Origin of the sequence: Loigolactobacillus zhaoyuanensis (genome assembly GCF_003946385.1) — a bacterium.
Classification (GTDB): Bacteria; Bacillota; Bacilli; order Lactobacillales; family Lactobacillaceae; genus Loigolactobacillus; species Loigolactobacillus zhaoyuanensis.
Window position 1 is genome coordinate 85,028 of record NZ_RHOE01000001.1, and the last position, 20,708, is coordinate 105,735.

The 20,708-nt window shown below is 45.6% G+C and carries 18 protein-coding genes; 15 read left to right on the plus strand and 3 right to left on the minus strand.

The window, feature by feature from the left end:
• Positions 1–26 precede the first annotated feature (26 nt).
• Both EKM76_RS00420 and EKM76_RS00425 read left to right on the plus strand, forming a co-directional pair.
• Positions 27–2,204 carry a peptidoglycan D,D-transpeptidase FtsI family protein gene (locus EKM76_RS00420; protein WP_125548693.1) on the plus strand — a complete coding sequence of 726 codons (2,178 nt, stop codon included), beginning with the start codon at positions 27–29 and terminating at the stop codon, positions 2,202–2,204.
• A gap of 100 nt (positions 2,205–2,304) precedes the next feature.
• Complete coding sequence (locus EKM76_RS00425; RefSeq protein ID WP_125548694.1) at positions 2,305–3,291, plus strand: nucleoid-associated protein; 987 nt, start codon at positions 2,305–2,307, stop codon at positions 3,289–3,291.
• 900 nt (positions 3,292–4,191) lie between these two features.
• On the opposite strand, the gene EKM76_RS00430 is transcribed toward EKM76_RS00425, so the two are convergent.
• Positions 4,192–4,809: a L,D-transpeptidase gene (locus EKM76_RS00430; RefSeq protein ID WP_125548695.1), complete on the minus strand. Its 618-nt coding sequence runs from the start codon at positions 4,807–4,809 to the stop codon at positions 4,192–4,194.
• A 125-nt stretch (positions 4,810–4,934) separates the two neighbouring features.
• Positions 4,935–5,258 (minus strand): DMT family transporter, encoded by a 324-nt coding sequence (locus EKM76_RS00435; RefSeq protein ID WP_125548696.1) that lies wholly within the window; start codon positions 5,256–5,258, stop codon positions 4,935–4,937.
• A gap of 332 nt (positions 5,259–5,590) precedes the next feature.
• Here EKM76_RS00435 and rpmG point away from each other — a divergent pair, with 332 nt between their 5' ends.
• From rpmG to glnA, 10 genes are all read left to right on the plus strand, one after another.
• Positions 5,591–5,740: a 50S ribosomal protein L33 gene (gene rpmG / locus EKM76_RS00440; protein WP_125548697.1), complete on the plus strand. Its 150-nt coding sequence runs from the start codon at positions 5,591–5,593 to the stop codon at positions 5,738–5,740.
• Between the two features lie 144 nt (positions 5,741–5,884).
• Positions 5,885–6,439 (plus strand): 5-formyltetrahydrofolate cyclo-ligase, encoded by a 555-nt coding sequence (locus tag EKM76_RS00445; RefSeq protein ID WP_125548698.1) that lies wholly within the window; start codon positions 5,885–5,887, stop codon positions 6,437–6,439.
• A gap of 2 nt (positions 6,440–6,441) precedes the next feature.
• Complete coding sequence (locus tag EKM76_RS00450) at positions 6,442–7,113, plus strand: rhomboid family intramembrane serine protease (RefSeq protein ID WP_125548699.1); 672 nt, start codon at positions 6,442–6,444, stop codon at positions 7,111–7,113.
• 33 nt (positions 7,114–7,146) lie between these two features.
• A complete protein-coding gene (locus tag EKM76_RS00455; RefSeq protein ID WP_125548700.1) occupies positions 7,147–7,365 on the plus strand; it encodes a YqgQ family protein in 219 nt (72 codons plus the stop codon).
• A gap of 5 nt (positions 7,366–7,370) precedes the next feature.
• A complete protein-coding gene (locus EKM76_RS00460) occupies positions 7,371–8,333 on the plus strand; it encodes an ROK family glucokinase (protein ID WP_125548701.1) in 963 nt (320 codons plus the stop codon).
• A 71-nt stretch (positions 8,334–8,404) separates the two neighbouring features.
• Entirely contained in the window at positions 8,405–8,794 is a 390-nt protein-coding gene (locus EKM76_RS00465; RefSeq protein WP_125548702.1) for a rhodanese-like domain-containing protein, read from the plus strand.
• An 83-nt stretch (positions 8,795–8,877) separates the two neighbouring features.
• Positions 8,878–9,807, plus strand: coding sequence for a tRNA (adenosine(37)-N6)-dimethylallyltransferase MiaA (gene miaA / locus EKM76_RS00470; RefSeq protein ID WP_125548703.1), 930 nt, complete (start codon positions 8,878–8,880; stop codon positions 9,805–9,807).
• A gap of 27 nt (positions 9,808–9,834) precedes the next feature.
• The gene (locus EKM76_RS00475) at positions 9,835–11,100 is read left to right on the plus strand and encodes a methionine gamma-lyase family protein (protein WP_125548704.1); all 1,266 of its coding nucleotides are present in this window, start codon (positions 9,835–9,837) and stop codon (positions 11,098–11,100) included.
• 94 nt (positions 11,101–11,194) lie between these two features.
• Positions 11,195–11,593 carry a MerR family transcriptional regulator gene (locus EKM76_RS00480; RefSeq protein ID WP_125548705.1) on the plus strand — a complete coding sequence of 133 codons (399 nt, stop codon included), beginning with the start codon at positions 11,195–11,197 and terminating at the stop codon, positions 11,591–11,593.
• Positions 11,594–11,647: 54 nt separating this feature from the next.
• Positions 11,648–12,988: a type I glutamate--ammonia ligase gene (gene glnA, locus EKM76_RS00485; protein ID WP_125548706.1), complete on the plus strand. Its 1,341-nt coding sequence runs from the start codon at positions 11,648–11,650 to the stop codon at positions 12,986–12,988.
• 1,185 nt (positions 12,989–14,173) lie between these two features.
• Here the strand turns inward: glnA and EKM76_RS00490 are convergent.
• A complete protein-coding gene (locus EKM76_RS00490; protein ID WP_125548707.1) occupies positions 14,174–16,558 on the minus strand; it encodes a Xaa-Pro dipeptidyl-peptidase in 2,385 nt (794 codons plus the stop codon).
• 243 nt (positions 16,559–16,801) lie between these two features.
• Here EKM76_RS00490 and EKM76_RS00495 point away from each other — a divergent pair, with 243 nt between their 5' ends.
• From EKM76_RS00495 to EKM76_RS00505, 3 genes are all read left to right on the plus strand, one after another.
• Positions 16,802–17,089: a hypothetical protein gene (locus EKM76_RS00495; protein ID WP_225417842.1), complete on the plus strand. Its 288-nt coding sequence runs from the start codon at positions 16,802–16,804 to the stop codon at positions 17,087–17,089.
• A 1,230-nt stretch (positions 17,090–18,319) separates the two neighbouring features.
• Positions 18,320–19,132 carry a conserved phage C-terminal domain-containing protein gene (locus EKM76_RS00500; RefSeq protein ID WP_125548708.1) on the plus strand — a complete coding sequence of 271 codons (813 nt, stop codon included), beginning with the start codon at positions 18,320–18,322 and terminating at the stop codon, positions 19,130–19,132.
• A complete protein-coding gene (locus EKM76_RS00505; protein ID WP_125548709.1) occupies positions 19,116–20,438 on the plus strand; it encodes a DnaB-like helicase C-terminal domain-containing protein in 1,323 nt (440 codons plus the stop codon). The genes EKM76_RS00500 and EKM76_RS00505 overlap by 17 nt, the downstream gene beginning before the upstream one ends.
• Positions 20,439–20,708: the final 270 nt, after the last annotated feature.

A 20,708-nucleotide genomic window follows, 5' to 3' on the forward strand; every position in this document is an offset into this window, starting at 1 on the left:
ATTGTGGAGTAGAGGAGAAATCGGCAGTGAAATTTTTGCGAAAAAAATCTAATCGACCAGCTAAAAATCAGTCGAGTATTCCTTTTCGGCTGAATTTTTTGTTATTTATCGTTTTCATATTATTTGCGGCTTTGATTGCCCAATTAGGTTATTTGCAGATACTTTATGGCTCTAAGTTTGAGGCTGAAGTTGAGCGAACTGATAAAACAACGGTCACGACAACGGTGCCCCGCGGAATGATCTACGACGCCAACGGCCGGGTCATGGTCGGGAATAAAGCGAACAATGCAATCAGTTATACGAAAGACGCTAACGTTTTATCCACGGATGTTTATAAAATCGCCAACAAATTAAGTGGCTTCATTAGTGTCGACGTGGATCGGTTGACGCACCGTGATAAAGTTGATTACTATTTAGCCAATGCTGAAAATTTAAAGCGGATCTATAATAATTTACCTCAAAGTAAAAAAGTCGATGCCAATGGCGACAGTGTTGGCGAAAAAGTGCTTTATAAGCATGAAATGGCTGCCGTTACAGCTAGTGATTTGAAATTCACGACCCAACAACGCCAAGCAGCACAGATTTTCAAAACGATGAGTGGCGCTTATCAATTATCAACGGTTTATATTAAAAATAGTGACGTTACCGAAGCCGAGGTCGCGCAGGTCAGTGAGCATTTAACTGAGTTACCCGGGATCAATATTGCCTCTGATTGGGAACGTTCCTACCCTAATGGCGACTCGATGCGCAGTATTTTCGGTAGTGTTTCGTCAGAAAAATCTGGCTTACCAAGTGATAAGCTGAATGAATATTTGACTCAAGGTTATTCACGTAATGATCGCGTGGGCACCAGTTATTTGGAAGAACAGTATGAAAATGTGTTGAAAGGAACTAAGGCACAGACACAGGTCACGATGGACGCCAATAATAAAGTTGTTAGCAGCAAAAAACTTTATTCTGGTCAAAAAGGTGGCAACTTAGTTCTGACGATCAATTCTAATTATCAAAAACAAGTTGAAGCAACCCTGAAAAGTGTTTTCAATACTGCCAAAACGGCCGGGATGACGCAGTATTCTGATGGGGCATATGCAGTGGCAATGAATCCTAAAACGGGTGCGATCTTAGCCATGGCTGGGCTCGGTAACGATCCGAAAACTGGCGATACAACCGACAATGCGCTGGGCGTGGTCAATCAAACCTTTACCATGGGTTCAGTGGTCAAAGGGGCAACCGTGCTTGGTGGGATGATGGACGGTGCGATCACACCTTCTGATAACACGCTCTCCGATACGCCGTTGTACTTCTCGGGCGGCTTGATCAAAAAGGCGGTTTATTCAGCCGGAACTTATACGTCATTAGACGCACAACAGGCGTTGGAAGTTTCTTCCAATATTTATATGATGCGGTTGGCCATGAAGGAAGGCAACGCTAAATATGAAGCCAATCAGTACTTTAGCATGAATAAATCTATCTTTGCTAAGGAACGCGGTTATTTCAATCAGTTTGGTCTCGGCGTCAAAACGGGCGTTGACTTACCAGGCGAAGTGGCAGGCTATACCGGCCCCACAACTGACGTGGTCAAGGCGCTTGATTTATCATACGGGAACTTTGATCAATACACCGTCATGCAATTAGGTCAATATATTTCAACGATCGCAAACAATGGTTACCGGATGAAGCCATACTTGGTCCAATCAATTCGCGATACAAATAGTGATGGAACATTAGGCAATACTGAATCGACTACCACACCAACCGTTTTGAATAAAATTGGTGCAACGCAAGCACAAATTAATGTGGTCAAGGAAGGTTTCTATAATGTGACCCACGGTAGTATGGCTTGGGGCACGGCACATTCATTGAAGAGCTTTACGCCATCAATTGCTGGTAAAACCGGGACTGCCGAAACCTTCTACTATGATTCATCTAATCCTAATAACGCCAATCCACCTTCAACGTTAACTTCCAGCTTTGTAGGCTATGCGCCGGCGGATGATCCACAAATTGCGGTTGCAGTGGTCTTCCCGAATATTTCGGAAGATGCGGACAGCGCGCATTATAATACCCAAGTCGCTGAAGAAATGTTCAGTAATTACTTTAAAGATACTGGGCAGGAGACTTCTAGCGGCACTAGTACCACTACTACGACTGCCACCAGCACTTCTAGCAGTACCACCAGTACGTCTACCAGCAGCACTAACTAGGACTAAAATAAAGCCGCAGCCATTGTTGGTTGCGGCTTTATTTATGGTTGCGCGCTAGCCCAGCCAGTTTAATTTTGATTATGAAGAGGAGCTTATTTCAATGCAAATTAACCAAGCTATTTTACACATCGTTGATCCAGCAACCGCAACGGCCTATTATTCTGAGCAAGTTTTGGATTTAACTGAGGCCGGGATCGCCCAATATGTTGAACAGTTGTGCCTGCGCTTTATGCGCCGCGATAATCAAAACGGCGTCTTACCCGCAGATAATCCTGTCCTACAATTGAGCCAGCAAACAGCTGATTTTATCCCACTGAGTCAACAGCTAGCGCAGCGCTTTTTTGATTTTAGCTTGCAGCATAGCGATATTGTTAGTGGGGATCTGTTGGTGGCTCAATTTACTGAAAATGAGCGCGAATACCTAGCTGTTTTAAAGCTGAACCAGCGCCAAGATTTTATTCATTATTTAAATTATGATGAGCAGGCGGTCGCGAACCAGATTATTTTGAATCAGGCTGTGCTGCCAGCCGTGGGTCAAGCGATCACTGAAGGTGTCGTACTTGATCAAGCTAGTGGCCAATATTTCTTAGCTGATAAAGTTTACGAAATTGATGGTGAAAAACAGCCGTACGTGGCTAATTATTTTTTGCAGGTGACGGCGGAGCCAACGCTAACGTCGAGTGTTAAACAAGTGCGGCAAGCGGTAACCACAGTGGCGGAAAAATATAATCAGGACCCAGTCGCGACCACCGCTAATTTGAAGCAAGCCGTTTACGAAAGTTTGACCGATACCAACACATTGGATGTCGATTATGTTAGTCAACAAGTTTTCAAAGAAAATCCTGCCGCCAAGGAAGAATTTGAACAGCAGGTCACACAAGCACAAGTGCCGCGGCAAAAGGCTGACTTGACTCATAAGTTTGAAACCAAAGTCAGCAAGCAGAAGTTTAAGCTCGACAATGGCATTGAATTGATCGTTCCCGTGGATATTTATCAAAACCGTGACCTGATCGAGTTTGTTAACAATCCGGATGGCACGATTTCCGTGCTGCTTAAAAATATCAATACGATCCAAAATAAATTTTAAAAAGAGTGTTCCATAAGACGGTCAGCTTCCGAGCATTAGCCGGGATTGACAAATAATGCACGCAGTGAATTATTCGACAATCGTAGCTAAGCGGAAGAAGCTGTCTTATGGAACACGTTTCGACTAATAAGACAGTCAGCTTCCGAGCGTTCGGCTAGCCTTTAGACACGTTTATGCTAAAGCAGGCATGATCTAGCCAATAATTTAGATTTACCGCATAAAAATAAGGTCACCGAAAAAATGGCGCTTTCTGAATCTTAGCTGCAAATACTAGTGCATAAGCAGAGTTAGTTTGGTTCCATTCCGGCGCTGGCGTATGGAACGCGTGGCGCGTTGGTAAGCTAATTTTCTTTCCAATTAAGCCCAATCGGAAAAGAAAATGGATCTTGCCAATCGCGCATGGTACTAGGCGACCACAATTCAGTCACCAAGAACCATCGACACAGCTGCGACTTAGACTTGCCGCACTTCGGCAATAGTCCAATCGACAACGGGAAGCAAGCTCTGTTTAGCGAATAAGTACTAATTGCGATACTTGTAAATAGTGTTATTAAGAACGAGCGACAGTGATACACCAGCGCCTCCATTTCACCTTGGCAGTTTTAGAACACTATTTCATGAATTAGATTAATCGTCTTAGTTAGTTCAATTAGGATTAACCGACAGTTGCTAGAGACTCATAGTTTCAAAATAAGCTATACTAACTCAAAAACACCGGAAAAACAGCTTTTACTGTTTTTCCGGTGTTTTGTATTATAATTACCACTAGCATTGTCACTTAACACAAGTAACGTTTGTACAACCATTACTTACTGGAATGAAAGCTAACCAACTCTGTATTTAGCCAAACTTAAGCAAGAACTTAAAAATTGTCAGTGGTCTTATTTGAATGACGTGATTTTACGGATCATGTACGACGACTTTGGTGCCGAAGGGGATATTATCGTGGATCCATTTAGCATCGGCAATGGTTAAGCGGACACAACCATGGGAGGCTTTCTGACCTAACTTTTCGGCTTCGGCGACTTCGTAATTGCCGGATGCGTCAGTAGGTACTGTATGGAAAAGATAAACCCCGTGGCCTGACCAAGATGTCCAATAGTTGGCCCCTTCATTTAAACTTTGATTAAAAAAGCTTTGACCACGTTCGGCTTCGATCGTAAAGGTTCCATTTGGCGTGGTATTGTTGATCCCAGTGGACGCATACATGGTATAAAGGACCTTTGTCCCATCTTTAACGTACACGCGCTGTTTACCTTGAGAAACATCTAACCAAGCGTTGGGATGCTGTTTCAGGTCGGGATAGGCTTGCTTCTCCGACGGTGCGCGCCAATCGATGGTTTTCTTTTTTGGTGTCTTTTTGGGCTGGACCTTTTTCTTAGTTGCGGTCACAGCTGATTCAACTTTTGGCGCCATGACTTGCTTTGCGCTAACAATGTGGCGATAGCCCAAACCTAGTAAAGTTACGGCCAATAACACAATGATCGCTAATTGTTGCATTTTGATGAATCGCTTCATGAATTAATCGCTCCAATAACAATGATTCTGGCTTAGCACTTATCATACCTGACTCTAATACTGAACGCAAAGAAGCTGCGTAAAATTAATATTTCAATTTGATTGCAAATATGACAAGATACGGATCAAGCGGTGCCGAAGCCGTCTAAAAGGACGACGCCAGCTACGATCAAGACTAACCCGATGACGCCGATGAAATTCAAAGGCTCATGCCATAAATAAATCGAGATCAGCGTGGTTAAAATTAAACCGAGACCAGCCCAGCTTGCGTAAGCCAAGTTAAGCGGCACCGTTTTGATCGACAGCGATAAAAAGAAAAAACAAATGCCATAAGCCAGTAGGGTGCCGATCGTTGGTAAAAGGTGACTAAAACCTGCCGAGACTTTCAACAGATTAGTTCCGATCAATTCACCAATAATTGCAATTCCTAAATAAATATAGCCTACCATCAAGCATTCCTTCTCTCTACTACGATAGTAAAACACTTTGCTTAAAGGTACAACCAAGAAGCATTAAGTTTGCTTTAACATTTTATTGCGTCGACAATTTGCTTGCAAAAAAGCTAAGTTAGCTAACACACAAAACAAGTTGGTGGCTGAAACGTCAATTTTCTGGTAGAATTGTACTTTGACGTTTCAAATAGAGCCGTTTTAGGCTGTCAAGTAAAAATTCTTTACATTATTTGCTAAAAGGACTAGCCAGCGTTAGTAAAAAATGATAAACTAATACTCGTTTGAGACGAAGGTCGAAAAAAATATAAATATCAGGGAGGATTTCAATTATGCGTGTGAACATTACAATGGAATGCACAGATTGTCATCATCGCAACTACTTAACTAGCAAGAATCGTCGTAACAATCCTGATCGTATGGAATTAAATAAATATTGCCCAAACGAACGGAAAGTTACCGTACATCGCGAAACTAAGTAAAGCCGATGGCGCGTTTACTTAGCGTGGCTGGGTAAATGTGTGCATTATGACCATTACTCACTGAGTGGTGGTTATTATGTAAGTGAGTTCGGGCTAATCCCCGGGCTTATTTTTTTAGGAAGGCTAATTGCTGGGAGTGAGCAAATGGAAAAAGCAGCAGCACGTCAACTGTTGATCAAACGTTTAACCAATTTGGCGCAGCAAGCAGATAAGCAGCAAGAGCAACAACAGTTATATCAACAATTGTTTGCACTGCCGCAATGGCAGCAGGCTAAGCGAATTGGCCTGACCATTAGTCAAGCGCTGGAAGTAGCGACGCAACCGATCATTGAAGCCGCATGGGCTGCTGGTAAAACGGTTTACGTGCCTAAAGTAATGCCGCAGCGCCAGTTAGCGTTTTTACCTTATACGGCGACGACGGTGTTGGTCCAAAGTAAATTCGGGTTACACGAGCCGGCTTATCAGGCAGAACTAGTGGCAACTGATTTTGATTTATTGTTAGTGCCAGGTTTAGCCTTTACCGCTGCTGGCAAGCGCTTAGGCTTTGGCGGCGGTTATTATGATCGCTTTTTAGCCCAGCATCCGCAAAAAACGGTGAGTCTAGCACTGAGCCCGCAATTTTATACAACGGCAGACTGGCCAGTCGAACGATTTGATATGACGATCGATCATGTGATCACTGTGAAGCAGGTGAAATAAGGATGCAACGAAAACTAAATCAATGGCGTAACGAGCCTTATATGATGTATTTCTTTTTAGGGTTACAGATTCTAGTTTACTTGGTGATGACTTTATTTGGTGGTAGCCAAGATAGTAATGTGTTGATTTTCTTTGGTGCTAAGGTCAACGTGCTGATCCAGCAAGGTGAATGGTGGCGTTTGCTCACCCCGGTATTCTTGCACAGCGGGTTGATGCACATTGCGGTTAATTCTGTGACCTTGTATTTTATTGGGATGCAGATCGAGTCGTTATTTGGCCATTGGCGCTTTACGCTGATTTATTTATTAAGCGGGATCACCGGCAATATCGCTAGTTTTGTTTTTAACCCGGGGATCTCGGTCGGTGCTAGCACAGCGTTATTCGGCTTATTCGGCGCTTTCTTCATGCTAATGGAGGCTTTCCGCCAAAATAGCGGGATCCGGGCGATGGGCCAGCAATTTGGGCTATTTATTCTGTTAAATCTAGCCTTTGATCTTTTTAACCCTGGGATCGATCTGGCTGGCCATATTGGCGGTCTGCTAGGTGGCTTCTTGGTGGCAAACATTGTGGGTGTACCGTATCAACGCAGTGTTTCCACAGTACGCCGGATCGGGGCGTTGGTGGTTTTAGCATTAGCGAGCGGAATTTTTCTTTATATGGGTTTTACTAACTAAGCTTTCACGGTATAATTGTGAGGTTGTGACAAAATGAAAACATTATATGATGTTCAGCAATTGCTTAAAAAATATAATATCTACGTTTACGTGGGTAAGCGGCTATGGGATATTGAATTAATGGCAATTGAGTTGGACCATTTATACGAAGCCGCCGTGGTTGAACACGACACTTATCTTCGTGCCAAAATGGTGTTAGAAAATGAGCATCGAATTGAAGAGCGACATGAAAATCAATCTGGAGGTAAGTAACAGGCATGGATAAAAAATTGATTGGTGTCGATTTAGGCGGCACGACCACAAAATTTGCGATTCTAACGGTGGAAGGCGACATTCAACAACGTTGGAGCATCGATACAAATATTTTAGACGAAGGCGCGCATATTATCCCGGATATTATTGAATCGATCAATCATCATCTCGGCTTGTACGATATGTCCGCTGACCAATTTGCTGGCATCGGCATGGGTTCGCCTGGTACCGTTGATCGGCAACTGGGCACGGTTATCGGCGCCTACAATTTGAACTGGAAGACGCTCCAACAAGCTAAAAAAGAAATCGAAGCTGGCACTGGGATCCAATTTGCCATCGATAATGACGCCAACGTTGCCGCTTTAGGCGAACGCTGGAAAGGTGCTGGCGAAAACGACGATAACGTGGCTTTCGTAACTTTAGGCACAGGTGTCGGTGGCGGGATCATCGCCGACGGGCATTTGCTACACGGGACAGCTGGCGCAGCTGGTGAAATTGGCCACGTGACCGTTGATCCAACTGGTTACGTTTGTACCTGTGGCAAAAAAGGCTGCTTAGAGACTGTAGCTTCCGCGACTGGCGTGGTTCGTGTGGCCCGCGATATGGCTGAAGAATACGCTGGTACGTCACAATTAAAGCAAATTCTAGATGATGGCAACGAAATTTCTTCTAAAATTACGTTTGATTTGGCTAAACAAGGTGATCCATTAGCTAAAATGGTCGTTGATAAAGTGGCTAAGTATTTAGGCATCGCTTTAGGCAATGTCGGCAATACTTTGAATCCAGCCTTTATCGTGATCGGTGGCGGCGTATCGGCTGCTGGTGATTTCTTATTGGACCAAGTACAAGCTTACTTCAATGAATATACTTTCCCACAAGTTAGGGCAACGACTAAATTGAAGTTAGCAGCGTTAGGCAACGTTGCCGGCGTCATTGGTGCTGCTTCATTAGCTTTAGAATTTGTTTAGTGCGCGCTTGAACGTGTCGGCTCGCGGCACACTTGCGTTAGCGTAGTATTTTTTGGGGAGGTTGATCGGTCATGTGGAATTTAATTTTAGAAATAATCGTCGTTATAGGTTTTCTTTTCATCGCTGGGCAGCAAATTTATTATATGATCCAGCGCAAACGCGTCGGCAAAGAATTAGTTGAAGCTGATTTTAATGCCGGCATGCGTAAGGCACAGATCATCGATTTACGTGAAAGTAAATATTTTGATGCCGGCCATATTTTAGGGGCACGGAACTTACCTTATTCACAATTGAAACAACGTTATGGCGAAATTCGCCCAGATCTACCCGTTTATTTGTATGATCAAGGGCGGACATTAAGTACCCGGGCGGCCATCCAATTAAATCGCAAAGGCTATCAGCAGATTTTCTGGCTCAAGCGCGGTTTTCAGGATTGGAACGGCAAAACCAAGCGTAAATAGCAAGGCAAAAGGTTGGCTCAATCAATAGATTGCTGTCAACCTTTTCTTGTACTGTAGGCTATTCAGTCAGAAGGAGGTTACTCATGGCGCCACAAAAAATCATTTTGATCGTGGGACCGACAGCAGTGGGTAAAACCGCGTTAAGCTTGGAGCTGGCGCAGCATTTTCCTGGTGAAATTATTTCCGGCGATTCGATGCAAGTTTACCAGCAATTGGATATTGGCACGGCTAAAATCCAGCCGGCAGAAATGCAGGGCATCACCCATCACTTATTAAATATTCGACCCATGACGGCGCCGTTTACGGTGGCGGACTTCCAAACGTTGGCTGAACAAGCGATCACGGCGATCGCGCAGCGCAGGCGGCAGCCTTTTATCGTTGGTGGGACTGGCTTTTATGTCCAATCGTTATTACGCGGCTATCAACTGGGCGGTGCGGCCAGCGCCGCCAGTCAGGCAGTCCGAGAAAAGTGGCAGCAGGTCTACGCAACCAAAGGCGTACAGGCGCTGCAAGCTGCATTAGCGCAAGTTGACCCAGTTAGTGCGACTAAGATCCCAGCCGGCGATAGTCGCCGCTTGATCCGCGCCTTAGAGGTGTTTGCGTTAACTGGTCAGCCGATCTCGGCACAAACTGATCAAGTCAACCCACAATATCAGCCATTTATCATTGGTCTGACCACGCAGCGACAGGTTTTATATCAACGGATCAACGCCCGGGTCGACCTGATGATGACTGCTGGGCTACTAGCCGAAGCGAAATTAGTTTATCAAAATCGGGCGCAGGCACTGCAGGCCAGCAAAGCGATCGGCTATAAAGAATTTTTTCCTTATTTTGCCGGTGACATCGATTTGGCTACTGCAGTCGCCCAGGTCAAACAGAATTCGCGGCACTTCGCTAAACGGCAACTGACATTTTTCCGTAATCAAATGCCGACTCATTGGTATGATTTATTGGCGCAACCAGAACAGCTCAGCCAGATCAAGGCTGACGTTGCCCAGTTTTTAGCGGAGTAAAATAGAAAAGGTGACAAGGAGATTATCATGGTAGAAAATTGGCAACAAATTGATCCAAAATTACAACAATTAGTCGCACAAGTTGATCAACAAATTCAGCCGCAACTAGCTGAAATTAGTCAACAAGTCTTGTATAACCAGCATAAAGTGTTAACTGCTTTTCGCGACCATCAAGTTGCAACGGCTAGCTTTGCCGGCACCACTGGCTATGGTTATGATGATGAAGGCCGTGATCAGCTCGATGCGATCTACGCTCAAGCTTTTGGTGGTGAGGCGGCGATAGTGCGGCCCCAGTTTGTTTCTGGGACCCACGCCATTGGAACGGCCTTTTTCGGTTTATTGCGGCCCGGCGACGAATTATTGTATTTAACTGGCATGCCTTACGATACATTGCAAGAAGTCATCGGTGTTGCCGGCAACGGGATCGGCTCGTTGAAGGAATTTGGGATCAGTTTTGATCACGTGCCCTTGACAGCGGCAGGCAAGGTAGCGCTGGATCAGATCGCAGCGCACCTAAAACCACAAACTAAGGTCGTGGCGATCCAGCGTTCGCGCGGTTATTCCAGTCGCGATAGCTTCACTGTGGCTGAAATTGCCGTGATGATCAAAGCCGTACGCAAAATTGCACCGACAGTTACCATTTTTGTCGATAATTGTTACGGCGAATTTTCTGAAACCGAAGAACCATTAGCAGTTGGTGCTGATCTGATGGCAGGCTCATTGATCAAAAATCCTGGCGGCGGGCTTGCCAAAACTGGTGGCTACGTTGCGGGTCGGCGTGATCTAGTTGAGCGTGTGGGTTACGCGTTGACGGTGCCTGGTATTGGTGCGGCGGAAGCAGCCACTTTAAACAGCATGGCTGACATGTTCCAAGGTTTTTTCTTGGCGCCCCATGTAGTTGGTGAGGCGATCAAAGGCGCCATTTTCACCGCGGCTTTATTAGGCCAACTTAAATTAGATGTGCACCCCACTTGGCAAGCGCCACGAACTGATTTGATTCAAACGGTTAATTTTGGAAATGCCGCGGCGATGGTGACTTTTGCTAAGGCGATCCAACAATTTTCGCCAGTCGATGCTTTTGTCGCGCCAATTCCTAGCGAAATGGCCGGCTACGCTGATCCGATCATTATGGCTGCTGGGACGTTTGTTCAAGGCGCCAGTGTTGAATTATCAGCGGACGGTCCGTTACGGCCACCGTATACGTTATACATTCAAGGCGGCTTGACCTTTGAACACGTTAAGTTAGCGATTACAGCTGCGGCTAATTCAGTCTTTTTTACTGAAAAGCCGTAACAATTGATTTCTATGTTATAAAACATAACATACCGTGTTGACAAACGTGCGGTGGCTTGCTATGATGAATTTGGCTTTATAAAGGAGGGTCGCTATGAAAGAGAAAGAACTACGGCGTTCGCTGTCTGTTTTTCCGATCGGAACAGTGATGAAATTGACTGATCTGACTGCGCGGCAAATTCGTTATTATGAAGAACAAGAATTGATTCGACCACAGCGCAATGATGGTAATCGCCGAATGTACTCATTAAATGATATTGACGTGCTACTGGAGATCAAAGATTACTTAGCTGAAGGGATCAACATGGCTGGCATCAAACATATCTATGACATGCAAGCACAAGCACAGCAAAAAAAGCAGGCTGATCTAGATCGACCGGTGACCGATAACGATGTTCGCCGGATCTTTCATGATGAATTATTGCAACAAGGCCGGCTAAACAGTGATGAACAAGGTCAGCCGACTCTTTTTCATACGCACAAGCGGCTTTAAAAACAGCGATACCGATAAAATTAATTTAGTTACTAAATTGAAGGGGCGATGACCATGGCTAAAAAGAACTATACTAAGGATGAGATCCGTCAAATTTCACAAGATGAAAATGTTCAGTTTCTCCGCTTGATGTTCACTGATATCAGCGGTGTGATCAAAAACGTGGAGGTTCCCGTTGATCAGCTAGATAAAGTGCTGGATAACAAAGTGATGTTCGACGGTTCTTCAATTGATGGTTTCGTCCGTATTGAAGAAAGTGATATGTATTTATATCCAGATTTGAACACTTGGATGATTTTCCCTTGGGGCTCCGAACACGGCAAGGTTGCGCGCTTGATCTGCCGGGTCTACAACACAGATGGCACACCATTTGACGGTGACCCACGGAATAATTTGATTCGCGTGCTTGATGAAATGCGGACTGCCGGTTACACCGACTTCAACATTGGACCAGAACCCGAATTTTTCCTGTTCAAACTTGACGCTAATGGCGAACCAACCTTGCAATTAAACGATAAAGGGAGTTATTTTGATTTCGCCCCAGTCGATCTAGGTGAAAATTGCCGCCGCGATATCGTTTTAGAATTAGAAAATATGGGCTTTGAAGTCGAGGCTAGCCACCATGAAGTAGCGCCTGGTCAGCATGAGATCGATTTTAAATACGCCGACGCACTAGAAGCCGCTGACGATATTCAAACCTTCAAGTTAGTGGTTAAAACAGTTGCCCGTAAGCATGGTTTGCACGCGACCTTTATGCCGAAACCGCTGGATGGTATTAACGGTTCAGGGATGCATATGAATATGTCATTGTTCCATGACAAAGGCAATGCGTTCTACGATGAAAAAGGCGACATGCGCTTATCGACTGAAGCTTATTATTTCTTAGCTGGTTTATTGAATCACGCGCGCGGCTTGACGGCGATCGCTAATCCAACAGTCAACTCGTACAAACGTTTAGTACCTGGTTTTGAAGCCCCAGTTTATGTTGCTTGGTCCGGTAAAAATCGTTCACCATTAGTTCGGGTGCCAGCAGCCCGCGGGTTATCGACGCGTTTGGAATTACGGAGCGTTGATCCCACTGCTAATCCATACTTAGCTATTGCGGCGATGTTGGAAGCCGGCTTGGACGGCATTCGGAACAAGGTTGAACCACGGCCAGCGGTTGATCGTAATATTTACCGGATGGACGAGGATGAGCTGAAAGCCAACCACATTACCGATCTTCCTTCAACCTTACACAATGCTTTGAAAGATCTACAAGAAGACGAAGTATTGCGCAATGCGCTGGGTAGCCATTTATACCAAAGCTTTATGGAATCTAAACGCCTGGAATGGGCGTCATATCGCCAAGTTGTCTCCCAATGGGAACGCGATCAATACTTAGAATTATATTAAAGAGTGCCCTAAAAAGGCGCTTAGATTCTGAGCACTAGCCTAGATTGGCAATAAGAGACACACAGTGGCTTGTTTGCCAATCGTAGCTAGGCGCAGGAATCTGCTTTTTTAGGCACGTTTAGGATGAGTAGGTTAGCTTCCATTCCGGCGCTGGCGTATGGAACGCGTGCGACTTGAACTTGGCGGTTTTTGCCATAGTTCAATCGACAACGGAAAGCAAGTACTATTTAGCGGTTAAGTGCTAGTTCTGATACTTGTTAATTTAGTCGTTAAGAACGAGCGACAGTGGCGCGTTGGTAAGCTAATTTTCTTTCCAATTAAGCCCAATCGGAAAAGAAAATGGATCTTGCCAATCGCGCATAGTACTAGGCGACCACGGTCACCAAGTACTATCGACACAGCTGCGACTTGGACTTGCCGTACTTCGGCAATAGTCCAATCGACAACGGGAAGAGCGTTCTGTTTAACGAATAAGTGTTAAATTCAATACTTGCTAAGCAGTGTTGATAAGAAAGAGCGACAGTGATACGCCAGCGCCTCCATTCCACCTTGGCAGTGTTAGATCACTATTTAATTAGTTAGTTTAATTGTCTTAGCTAGTTCAACTAGGATTAACCGCCAGTTGTTAGTGATTCGTAGTTTTAAAGTTAGGTTATATGCGCATAAAAATGCCGGTAAAACAGTCTTTCAACTGTTTTACCGGCATTTTCGTTCTGATTGTCACTAGTTTTGCTACTTAAACAATCAATAGTTGAATGTTCAACTGTTGACTGCTGGAATGGAGTCGCCAGTGGACCACTGTCGCTCGTTCTTAATAACTGAATTAACAAGTATCAGATACTAGTATTTATTCGCAAAACAGAACTTGCTTCCCGTTGTCGATTGAACTAAGGCGAAAACCGCAAGTTCAAGTCGCAGATGTGTCGATAGTTCTTAATGGCGATTTATGCCATTTAGAACTATGCGTGGCTGGCGAGATCCATTTTTCCGTCTGCTTTTGGGTTTATCCAGGAAAAATTAGCTCGCCAACGCGCCCACTCGTTCCGTCCACTGGCGCCGGAATGGAAGCTAACCAACTCTGTTTTTTACATCCAATCTCAGCCAGAACCAGTCAAATTATGTCGAGCGGATTTTCTATTTCCAGACATTATTGCTTAAGCACCTTACAGCGCATGCTTATTTTAATTAATGTTTAGTAAAAGGCACGCTGAGCTGGCAGGCGTTGAGATCGAGCTTGTAGTTGGCGACGGTTTGCGGCCACAGCGTCATCCCCATGTCGCTGGCATAGACGATCACGCCGAGTTGATGGCCGGCAGCGAGGCGGAAGTAGGTCGGCTGCAGGTCAAAATTAACCGTGTAAAAGCTGCCCGGTTCGACCGGCAAACTAGTCGTGTTACTTTGCCGATTTTGTAAATTAATGTGGCCACGGGTGATCAATTTATAGTCGGTGGCGGCTTGTAATTTAAATTCAACGAGATCATCGGTTTGACCGGCCGGATTTAAGCGATAACCTTTGCGCTCAAGCATGCTGGGTGTGGCGCCTAAACGCTGCGCTTGACCGTAATCAACGACTAGGACACTGAGCAGGCCAGTTGGCTGATCAACAGCGGCTTGTAGCGTGACGGTCACGTTGCCATCGATCGTCAGCGGCTGCGCTAACGGTGCTGTTTTCAAGCGGAATTGATTGGCGGCATAGGCTGGTGTCGCCGTGATGAAGTCATGTAGCCAGCGCGTCTCATCACGCTTATTTTGTTCAAACGGCTGCCGATTATCATCCTTAAAAGTCACGAAGGCAGCGTCGGTTGGTTCCTCAAGCGTGAGCGCGGTTGGCGTGAAATGATACAGCTGCCGTTTACGATCAACAGGGGCCCAATCATGATAACCGCGCCAAGTTTCCGCGGCTAAGTTATCCTGGATCGTCACGTTGGGGATCACCGCCGGCGCGTTGTTGGCCACACCATAAAGCTGATAACTCAGCCACAAATTCATCATGTCAGTGAAATCCAACGAAGGCATATTATTGATATAAATATGCTGCCCTTGATGTAAAATAAGTTTCCGCTGCACGCCAGTTGTTTTTAAGGCTTGCCACAGCTTTTCCACATTGCGCGGCTTAACGTTCCAATCATTTAAACCATGGACCAGCACAATGTCAGCCTTAACGTTAGCAATTTGGTTCCGATAATTGCGCTCATCCCAAAAAGCATTGTAATTACCCGTCGTGCGATCTTGGCCGGCCTGCAACTGCGCTAATTCGTCAGCAAATATCGCTTTAACTTTGGCGTAATCGGCGGCGTCTTTTTGTCGGGAAAGGCATAGCTTAGCGAGGACATCAGTGTCTTCGCCTTGGCAATCAACAGGCGCCACGACCAAGCCGTTGTCACGATAATAATCGTACCAACTAGAAATAGCGGCCTCAGCGATGATCGTTTTCAGGCCGGCAACGCCTGTGGTGGCAGCAGCGACCGCCAGTGTGCCTAAATAAGATTTGCCGGTCATCGCCACGTTGCCATTACACCAAGTCGCCTTGATCTCGATATTATCGGTACGGTTGGTGAAGGCGCGCCGCTTGCCATTGAGCCATTCGATCACGGCAATCGTCGAAGTAGTTTCTGCCACTGAGCCGCAAGTCCGAATACCGTCGGAGTCGCGGGTGCCAATACCGCCTGCATAGACGCTGGCAAAACCGCGGGCCAACAGGTAGTCATTTAGCGCGTAGCTACTGTTGTCGGTGGCGATTTTTTCAGTTTGTTGCGCTCGACCTTGAACTGAACGTGGTTTTGGCAGTGTCGTCGTGCTGGTTGGCAGGGGTGTGTCGGCAGCTGACTTGACCGCCAGTTCTTGATCCACGTTGTGTAGTAAGTCGTCAACGTCATTAATGCCCTTAAAATAAGGATTAGCTGTGTAAAGTGCTGGAATTTTTAATTCAGCTGGCACCTGTGGTCGTATGATCGTTGTTGCCAACAGATCGCGCTGACCATCATGATCAGTATCCAACGGCGCTTCAACGTAGACGACTTCTTTGATCAAATGCCGCGTATCAAAAACAGCCTGCGCTTTACCATTGAAAAATAACGGCCGCGGCCCAGTATAAGTGGCAAAAAAGCCGCGATCAGCCAGATCATCCAAATAGGTTAAGCCTAATTTGGTGTGGGTGGTCAATAATAAGTAAATATCAGTTAATAAAGTCGCATTATCTAACGGACTAGTGTCGGCAAATGCCAGCTGGCTAGCGCGCATGAATTTCAGCGGGTCAGCTAAATCAAAATCAGTAGTCGCTTCAAAACCCAGCAATTGTAAGGCAAGATTGTAGAATTGAACCGCCGTCAAAGTCGTGGGCGCCGCTAAAAAAGCGCTGACCGTGGTCGTTTGATCAAGCAGTAAATTAGCGATCGCTTCATTTTGACTACTAGGCGTTAATGCTTCGGGAAAACAGCGGTGCAGGAAATGCGCTAAGTTAGTCCTTAAATCCGCAGTCAACGCTGTCGGCGTAAATAAACCGATGTTTTGCAATTCCGTCAGCGCTTGCTCGGCGTCAACGTCGATCTGTGCAAATTGATTGATTTTCATTTTAAAACCCACTTTCTAATGCGTTTAGTTTTACGTTGGACCCTGGCTCTATTATTGATTAAGTCACGGCAAAATACAAACCTGAAACCAAGTTGCGCTGGCGCGTTTCTGCTATAATAAATAGGATATTTATAAAAGGAATGATGACTTATTCAAAAATTAGCTAACGGGCAATGGCAATGGCCGTCCTATCAAGATTTTATTCCCCAATTTGCCGCAACTTATCGGCAAGTTGATCCCACTGTGGTCACTGACTTTGATCAGTACGCGCAGGCATTTCCTAAGCGCCAAGAGATCATGCAGCATTACGCCAAAAGCTGGTATGCGCTGAAACAAGCAGCGGGCTTGGCTTTTTTGCCGCAAACATTATCGACCGGTGAATTACTTAACATGGCCAGTGAAATTTTTGCTGACGACCCAGTCAGCTTGACCTCATTACAACAATACGGAATCACCGAAGCCTTGCTGGCAGCGCACTTTGGCAGTGTGGCGCAAGTGTTTAAATTGCTAAAAGTGCAGCCGGAAGCTTAAAGCGTTTTAGACCACAACAAGTGCCAAGCAGGCCAATAGCAATGACACCAAATGTAGCAAACAATTTATACGTGTGACACAGATCGTGTCATTGCTGATTTGAAGTGCAAAGAATAGAGGCGCTGGTGTTGTAGGAAATAGCTTTTTCGAAAGCTTTGCTGTCATGCCAGTGTGTAAGCAGATTTAGTTTGGTGCCATTCCGGCGCTGGCGTATGGAACGCGTGGTACTAGGCGACCATAAATCGGTCACCAAGTACCTGAAGAACTCCAATAAAGTTAGACAAAAACTAACTGAATTGGAGTTTTTTTGTATTCTGTTTATCACTAAGTTTGCCACTTAAACAACCAATAATTGAACGCTCAACCATGGCCTGCTGGAATGGAGGCGTCAGTGGACCACTGTTGCTCGTTCTTAACAACTAAATTAACAAGTATCAGAAACTAGCACATATTCGCTAAACAGAACCTGCTTCCCGTTGTCGATTGAACTAAGGCGAAAACCGCCAAGTTCAAGTCGCAGATGTGTCGATAGTTCTTGATGGCGGGTTATGCCATTTAGAACTATGCGTGGCTGGCGAGATCCATTTTTCCGTCCGCTTTTGGGTTTATCCAGGAAAAATTAGCTCGCCAACGTGCCCACTCGTTCCGTCCACTGGCGCCGGAATGGAAGTTAACTTACTCTGCTTTTAGCCAAAATTTAGAAAGAATCAGTAAGATCATGTCCCGTTTTTTATCACCAAATATTTTAGTTTAAGCGTGTGCTATAAGACAATGGTACGTGTTCTTAACAACAGGCACTATTACTTAGTTGTAGCGAAACTTGCTTTCTGGACTAATGCTCAGCGCTGACCATTATGGTTGGGGCTTTTTTTAATTGGTGCAAAAAATAATGTCCCAAAATGGCCTGCTCAAACGTATATATAAGTGAGGGCACCATTTGTAGCAAAGTTATAAAACCGCAGACACAAATGGTGTCATTAGCTAAATTCAGGTCAAAAAACTTTTCCCTGATCAAACCGATCAGACCAACGTTTATGCCGAACGTCGGAATTTTTTTAAAAAAAGTTTGGCACTTTTCGGGGTGCTCAAACGAGACTAGTATGGGAGGTTAAAAATAATTCAAAAAAGTGGGAAAAATGATGCAGAACCAACGTATGTATAAGTGCAGGGGATTTTTACTATCAAAGTTGGCGTCATTAATTTCAATCTATCATCAAGGGAGCTGAGCGGATGCACATTAAATTGCAAGTTGACTTAAATTATTACCAACAAAAGGAATTTCAAAAGCTGGCTGATAGCACTACGGGCACGCAATATAAAAACGCGTTAGCCTTATGGTCGGTGCTGCTGAAACGAGCGGCTGAACTGAATCAGCAAGGATTGATCTATCAGCAGCCGGAGCAGCCATTAACGCAAACCGTTTTGTGTGCGTGGCTAAGGAGTAAGCGCCGCGATAGTGTTAGTCGTTCGTTGCGGACGTTGATCGCGTGCGGCTTGGTTCGCGCGACCGCGACCAAGCAATATCGCATCTGCAATTGGTCGCCGAATTTTGTGGTGCTCAACGGGGCGACGCCGGATTCAGCTGCCGCGCATTTATTACAGGACTATAATCAGCCGCAGCGCAAGCAAATAAAAAAAGCCACGGAGCAGCTATTGATTTATTTAAATCAAGTTGCGGAAAAAGCGTTTGCCGCCGATGAGGATATCCAATTGCTAGTCGCTGAATTATATCAGCATCAGACCACGACAGCCCAAATTAAACGAGTGATCGATTGGAAAACTAGGCAGTGGAAGGATGATATTAAAATGCGGCCTTTTCTGCGGCCGCAGACGCTGTTTGGACCAAAGTTCAATACTTATTTAAACGAGGTACCCGCTAGCTCAAAGCCGCAGCCGGCAGTATCCCGCACGCGTCAGGCGTATTTGTACGGGTTATATGCGGTCAGCGCCACTGTTGATGAAGTCGTGGCCAAGGCGGCAGCAGATCAGATCGTAACAACTAAAAAAGAAGTGGAGGCAGTTATTCATGAATATCGAAACTGAAATTTGTCATTATTTGATCCAACATCCCACGGTGCTTAAAACGACTACGTTGGCGGCGCAGTGGTTTAAGCAGCAAAAATGTCGGACTTTGATTCGCTGGCTGCTAGACGACCAAGGCTCGTATCGACATTGGACTGAGATACAGCAACGGTTTTCCGCGGCTGAGCCTCAGGTTTTCACCGAAACTGACTGGCAGTCTTTTGCGCAGCCCACAACTGATGAGGCTGCGTTTCAAGGGAGTGTGCGCATGCTGGAATTTAATTCTGTCCAAGCAAAGTTGGCAGATATGGCCCAAGCCTATTTAGCCAAACCGAGCATGCTTAATTGTGGCCTGCTGACACAGTATAGCCAACAGCTGGCTGCGCTAAACCAGCCGCGGTTAGCCACGCGCAGTCTGCCTGAGCATGGGGCGGCAATGTTGCAGGCGTTGGCGCAAACGCAGCCGACTGGCGTACAAACCTTTAACGGCATCGATACGGTATTAGGTGGTGGCTTGCGCGGTGATGTTTTATGGACGATCGGCGCGCGGCCAGGTATTGGCAAGTCAGCGTTCGCCATTAATTTGATCCAGCAGGCGATCAGCCATGCGCCTGACCTACAAGTCGATCTATTCTCCTTAGAGATGTCAGCCACCGAAAATTATCAGCGGACGCTGGCTTACACCACCGGCGTGGCGGCTGGTAAATTCAATAATCCAGCTCACCAAATGACGGCCGCGGAGAAGCAGCAGGTCCGCATGGCGATCGACCAGGTCAATCCGCAACAATTACAGTTGCACGATAGTCTATTAGTGCTGACGCAGATTATTAAAGTCATTCGGGCGCACGCGCAAAAAGCGGGGGCCGGCAACTATTTAGCGGTGATCGATTATTTACAGATCATCAGCTTGACGCGACTCGCAGCCCGTAACGATCGCCGCCAAGAAATCGAAACCATCACCCGCGAATTAAAATTACTGACCAATGAGCTGCACATTCCCATTATTTTATTTTCACAACTGAACCGTGAATTAGAAAAACGACCTGATCAAACGCCGCAATTAGCTGATCTGCGCGAATCCGGCAGCATTGAACAAGATTCCAACGTGGTCAGCTTCTTGTACCCAGCCAGCACCACTGAAGCGCAGCGCGATGTGCGCCGAATCAACTTGATTTTTCGCAAAAATCGTTCGGGCCGCCTAAGCGAGTTGCAGTTCAATTTTGAACCCGAAAAAATGCGCTTCACACCGCAAGTCACCTTGCAGCAGGATGTTGCAGTCGGTGAGGGCTCATTGAAGATGCAACAAGACGTTGTGGCGCCGTGGTAAGCATAGAAACAGCCAACTAGTTTAATTGACGCTAGCTCTAAATAATTAAATGTAAAAATAATTTCAGTAAAACTCACGTGCACCGGCATTTTATTGTCAGTAAGCGTGGTTTTTTATTTTGGCCCAAATTGTCAAATCAAGTGCAACAGTATCGACCTATTCTTATAAATTGGTATAGTTAATCATCTAAATCAATGAATAGTTCACTGGCGCAGTTGTAGTTCAAGCTCCGACGTGGCCGGTGGTTAAGCGCGTCTTGGATTCCTTGGA

Bases quoted from the DNA above. Each gene is read 5' to 3' on its own strand.
- EKM76_RS00425 (WP_125548694.1), top strand. From the start codon at position 2,305: ATGCAAATTAACCAAGCTATTTTACACATCGTTGATCCAGCAACCGCA.
- EKM76_RS00430 (WP_125548695.1), bottom strand. From the start codon at position 4,809: ATGAAGCGATTCATCAAAATGCAACAATTAGCGATCATTGTGTTATTG.
- EKM76_RS00435 (WP_125548696.1), bottom strand. From the start codon at position 5,258: ATGGTAGGCTATATTTATTTAGGAATTGCAATTATTGGTGAATTGATC.
- rpmG (WP_125548697.1), top strand. From the start codon at position 5,591: ATGCGTGTGAACATTACAATGGAATGCACAGATTGTCATCATCGCAAC.
- EKM76_RS00445 (WP_125548698.1), top strand. From the start codon at position 5,885: ATGGAAAAAGCAGCAGCACGTCAACTGTTGATCAAACGTTTAACCAAT.
- EKM76_RS00450 (WP_125548699.1), top strand. From the start codon at position 6,442: ATGCAACGAAAACTAAATCAATGGCGTAACGAGCCTTATATGATGTAT.
- EKM76_RS00455 (WP_125548700.1), top strand. From the start codon at position 7,147: ATGAAAACATTATATGATGTTCAGCAATTGCTTAAAAAATATAATATC.
- EKM76_RS00460 (WP_125548701.1), top strand. From the start codon at position 7,371: ATGGATAAAAAATTGATTGGTGTCGATTTAGGCGGCACGACCACAAAA.
- EKM76_RS00465 (WP_125548702.1), top strand. From the start codon at position 8,405: ATGTGGAATTTAATTTTAGAAATAATCGTCGTTATAGGTTTTCTTTTC.
- miaA (WP_125548703.1), top strand. From the start codon at position 8,878: ATGGCGCCACAAAAAATCATTTTGATCGTGGGACCGACAGCAGTGGGT.
- EKM76_RS00475 (WP_125548704.1), top strand. From the start codon at position 9,835: ATGGTAGAAAATTGGCAACAAATTGATCCAAAATTACAACAATTAGTC.
- EKM76_RS00480 (WP_125548705.1), top strand. From the start codon at position 11,195: ATGAAAGAGAAAGAACTACGGCGTTCGCTGTCTGTTTTTCCGATCGGA.
- glnA (WP_125548706.1), top strand. From the start codon at position 11,648: ATGGCTAAAAAGAACTATACTAAGGATGAGATCCGTCAAATTTCACAA.
- EKM76_RS00490 (WP_125548707.1), bottom strand. From the start codon at position 16,558: ATGAAAATCAATCAATTTGCACAGATCGACGTTGACGCCGAGCAAGCG.
- EKM76_RS00500 (WP_125548708.1), top strand. From the start codon at position 18,320: ATGCACATTAAATTGCAAGTTGACTTAAATTATTACCAACAAAAGGAA.
- EKM76_RS00505 (WP_125548709.1), top strand. From the start codon at position 19,116: ATGAATATCGAAACTGAAATTTGTCATTATTTGATCCAACATCCCACG.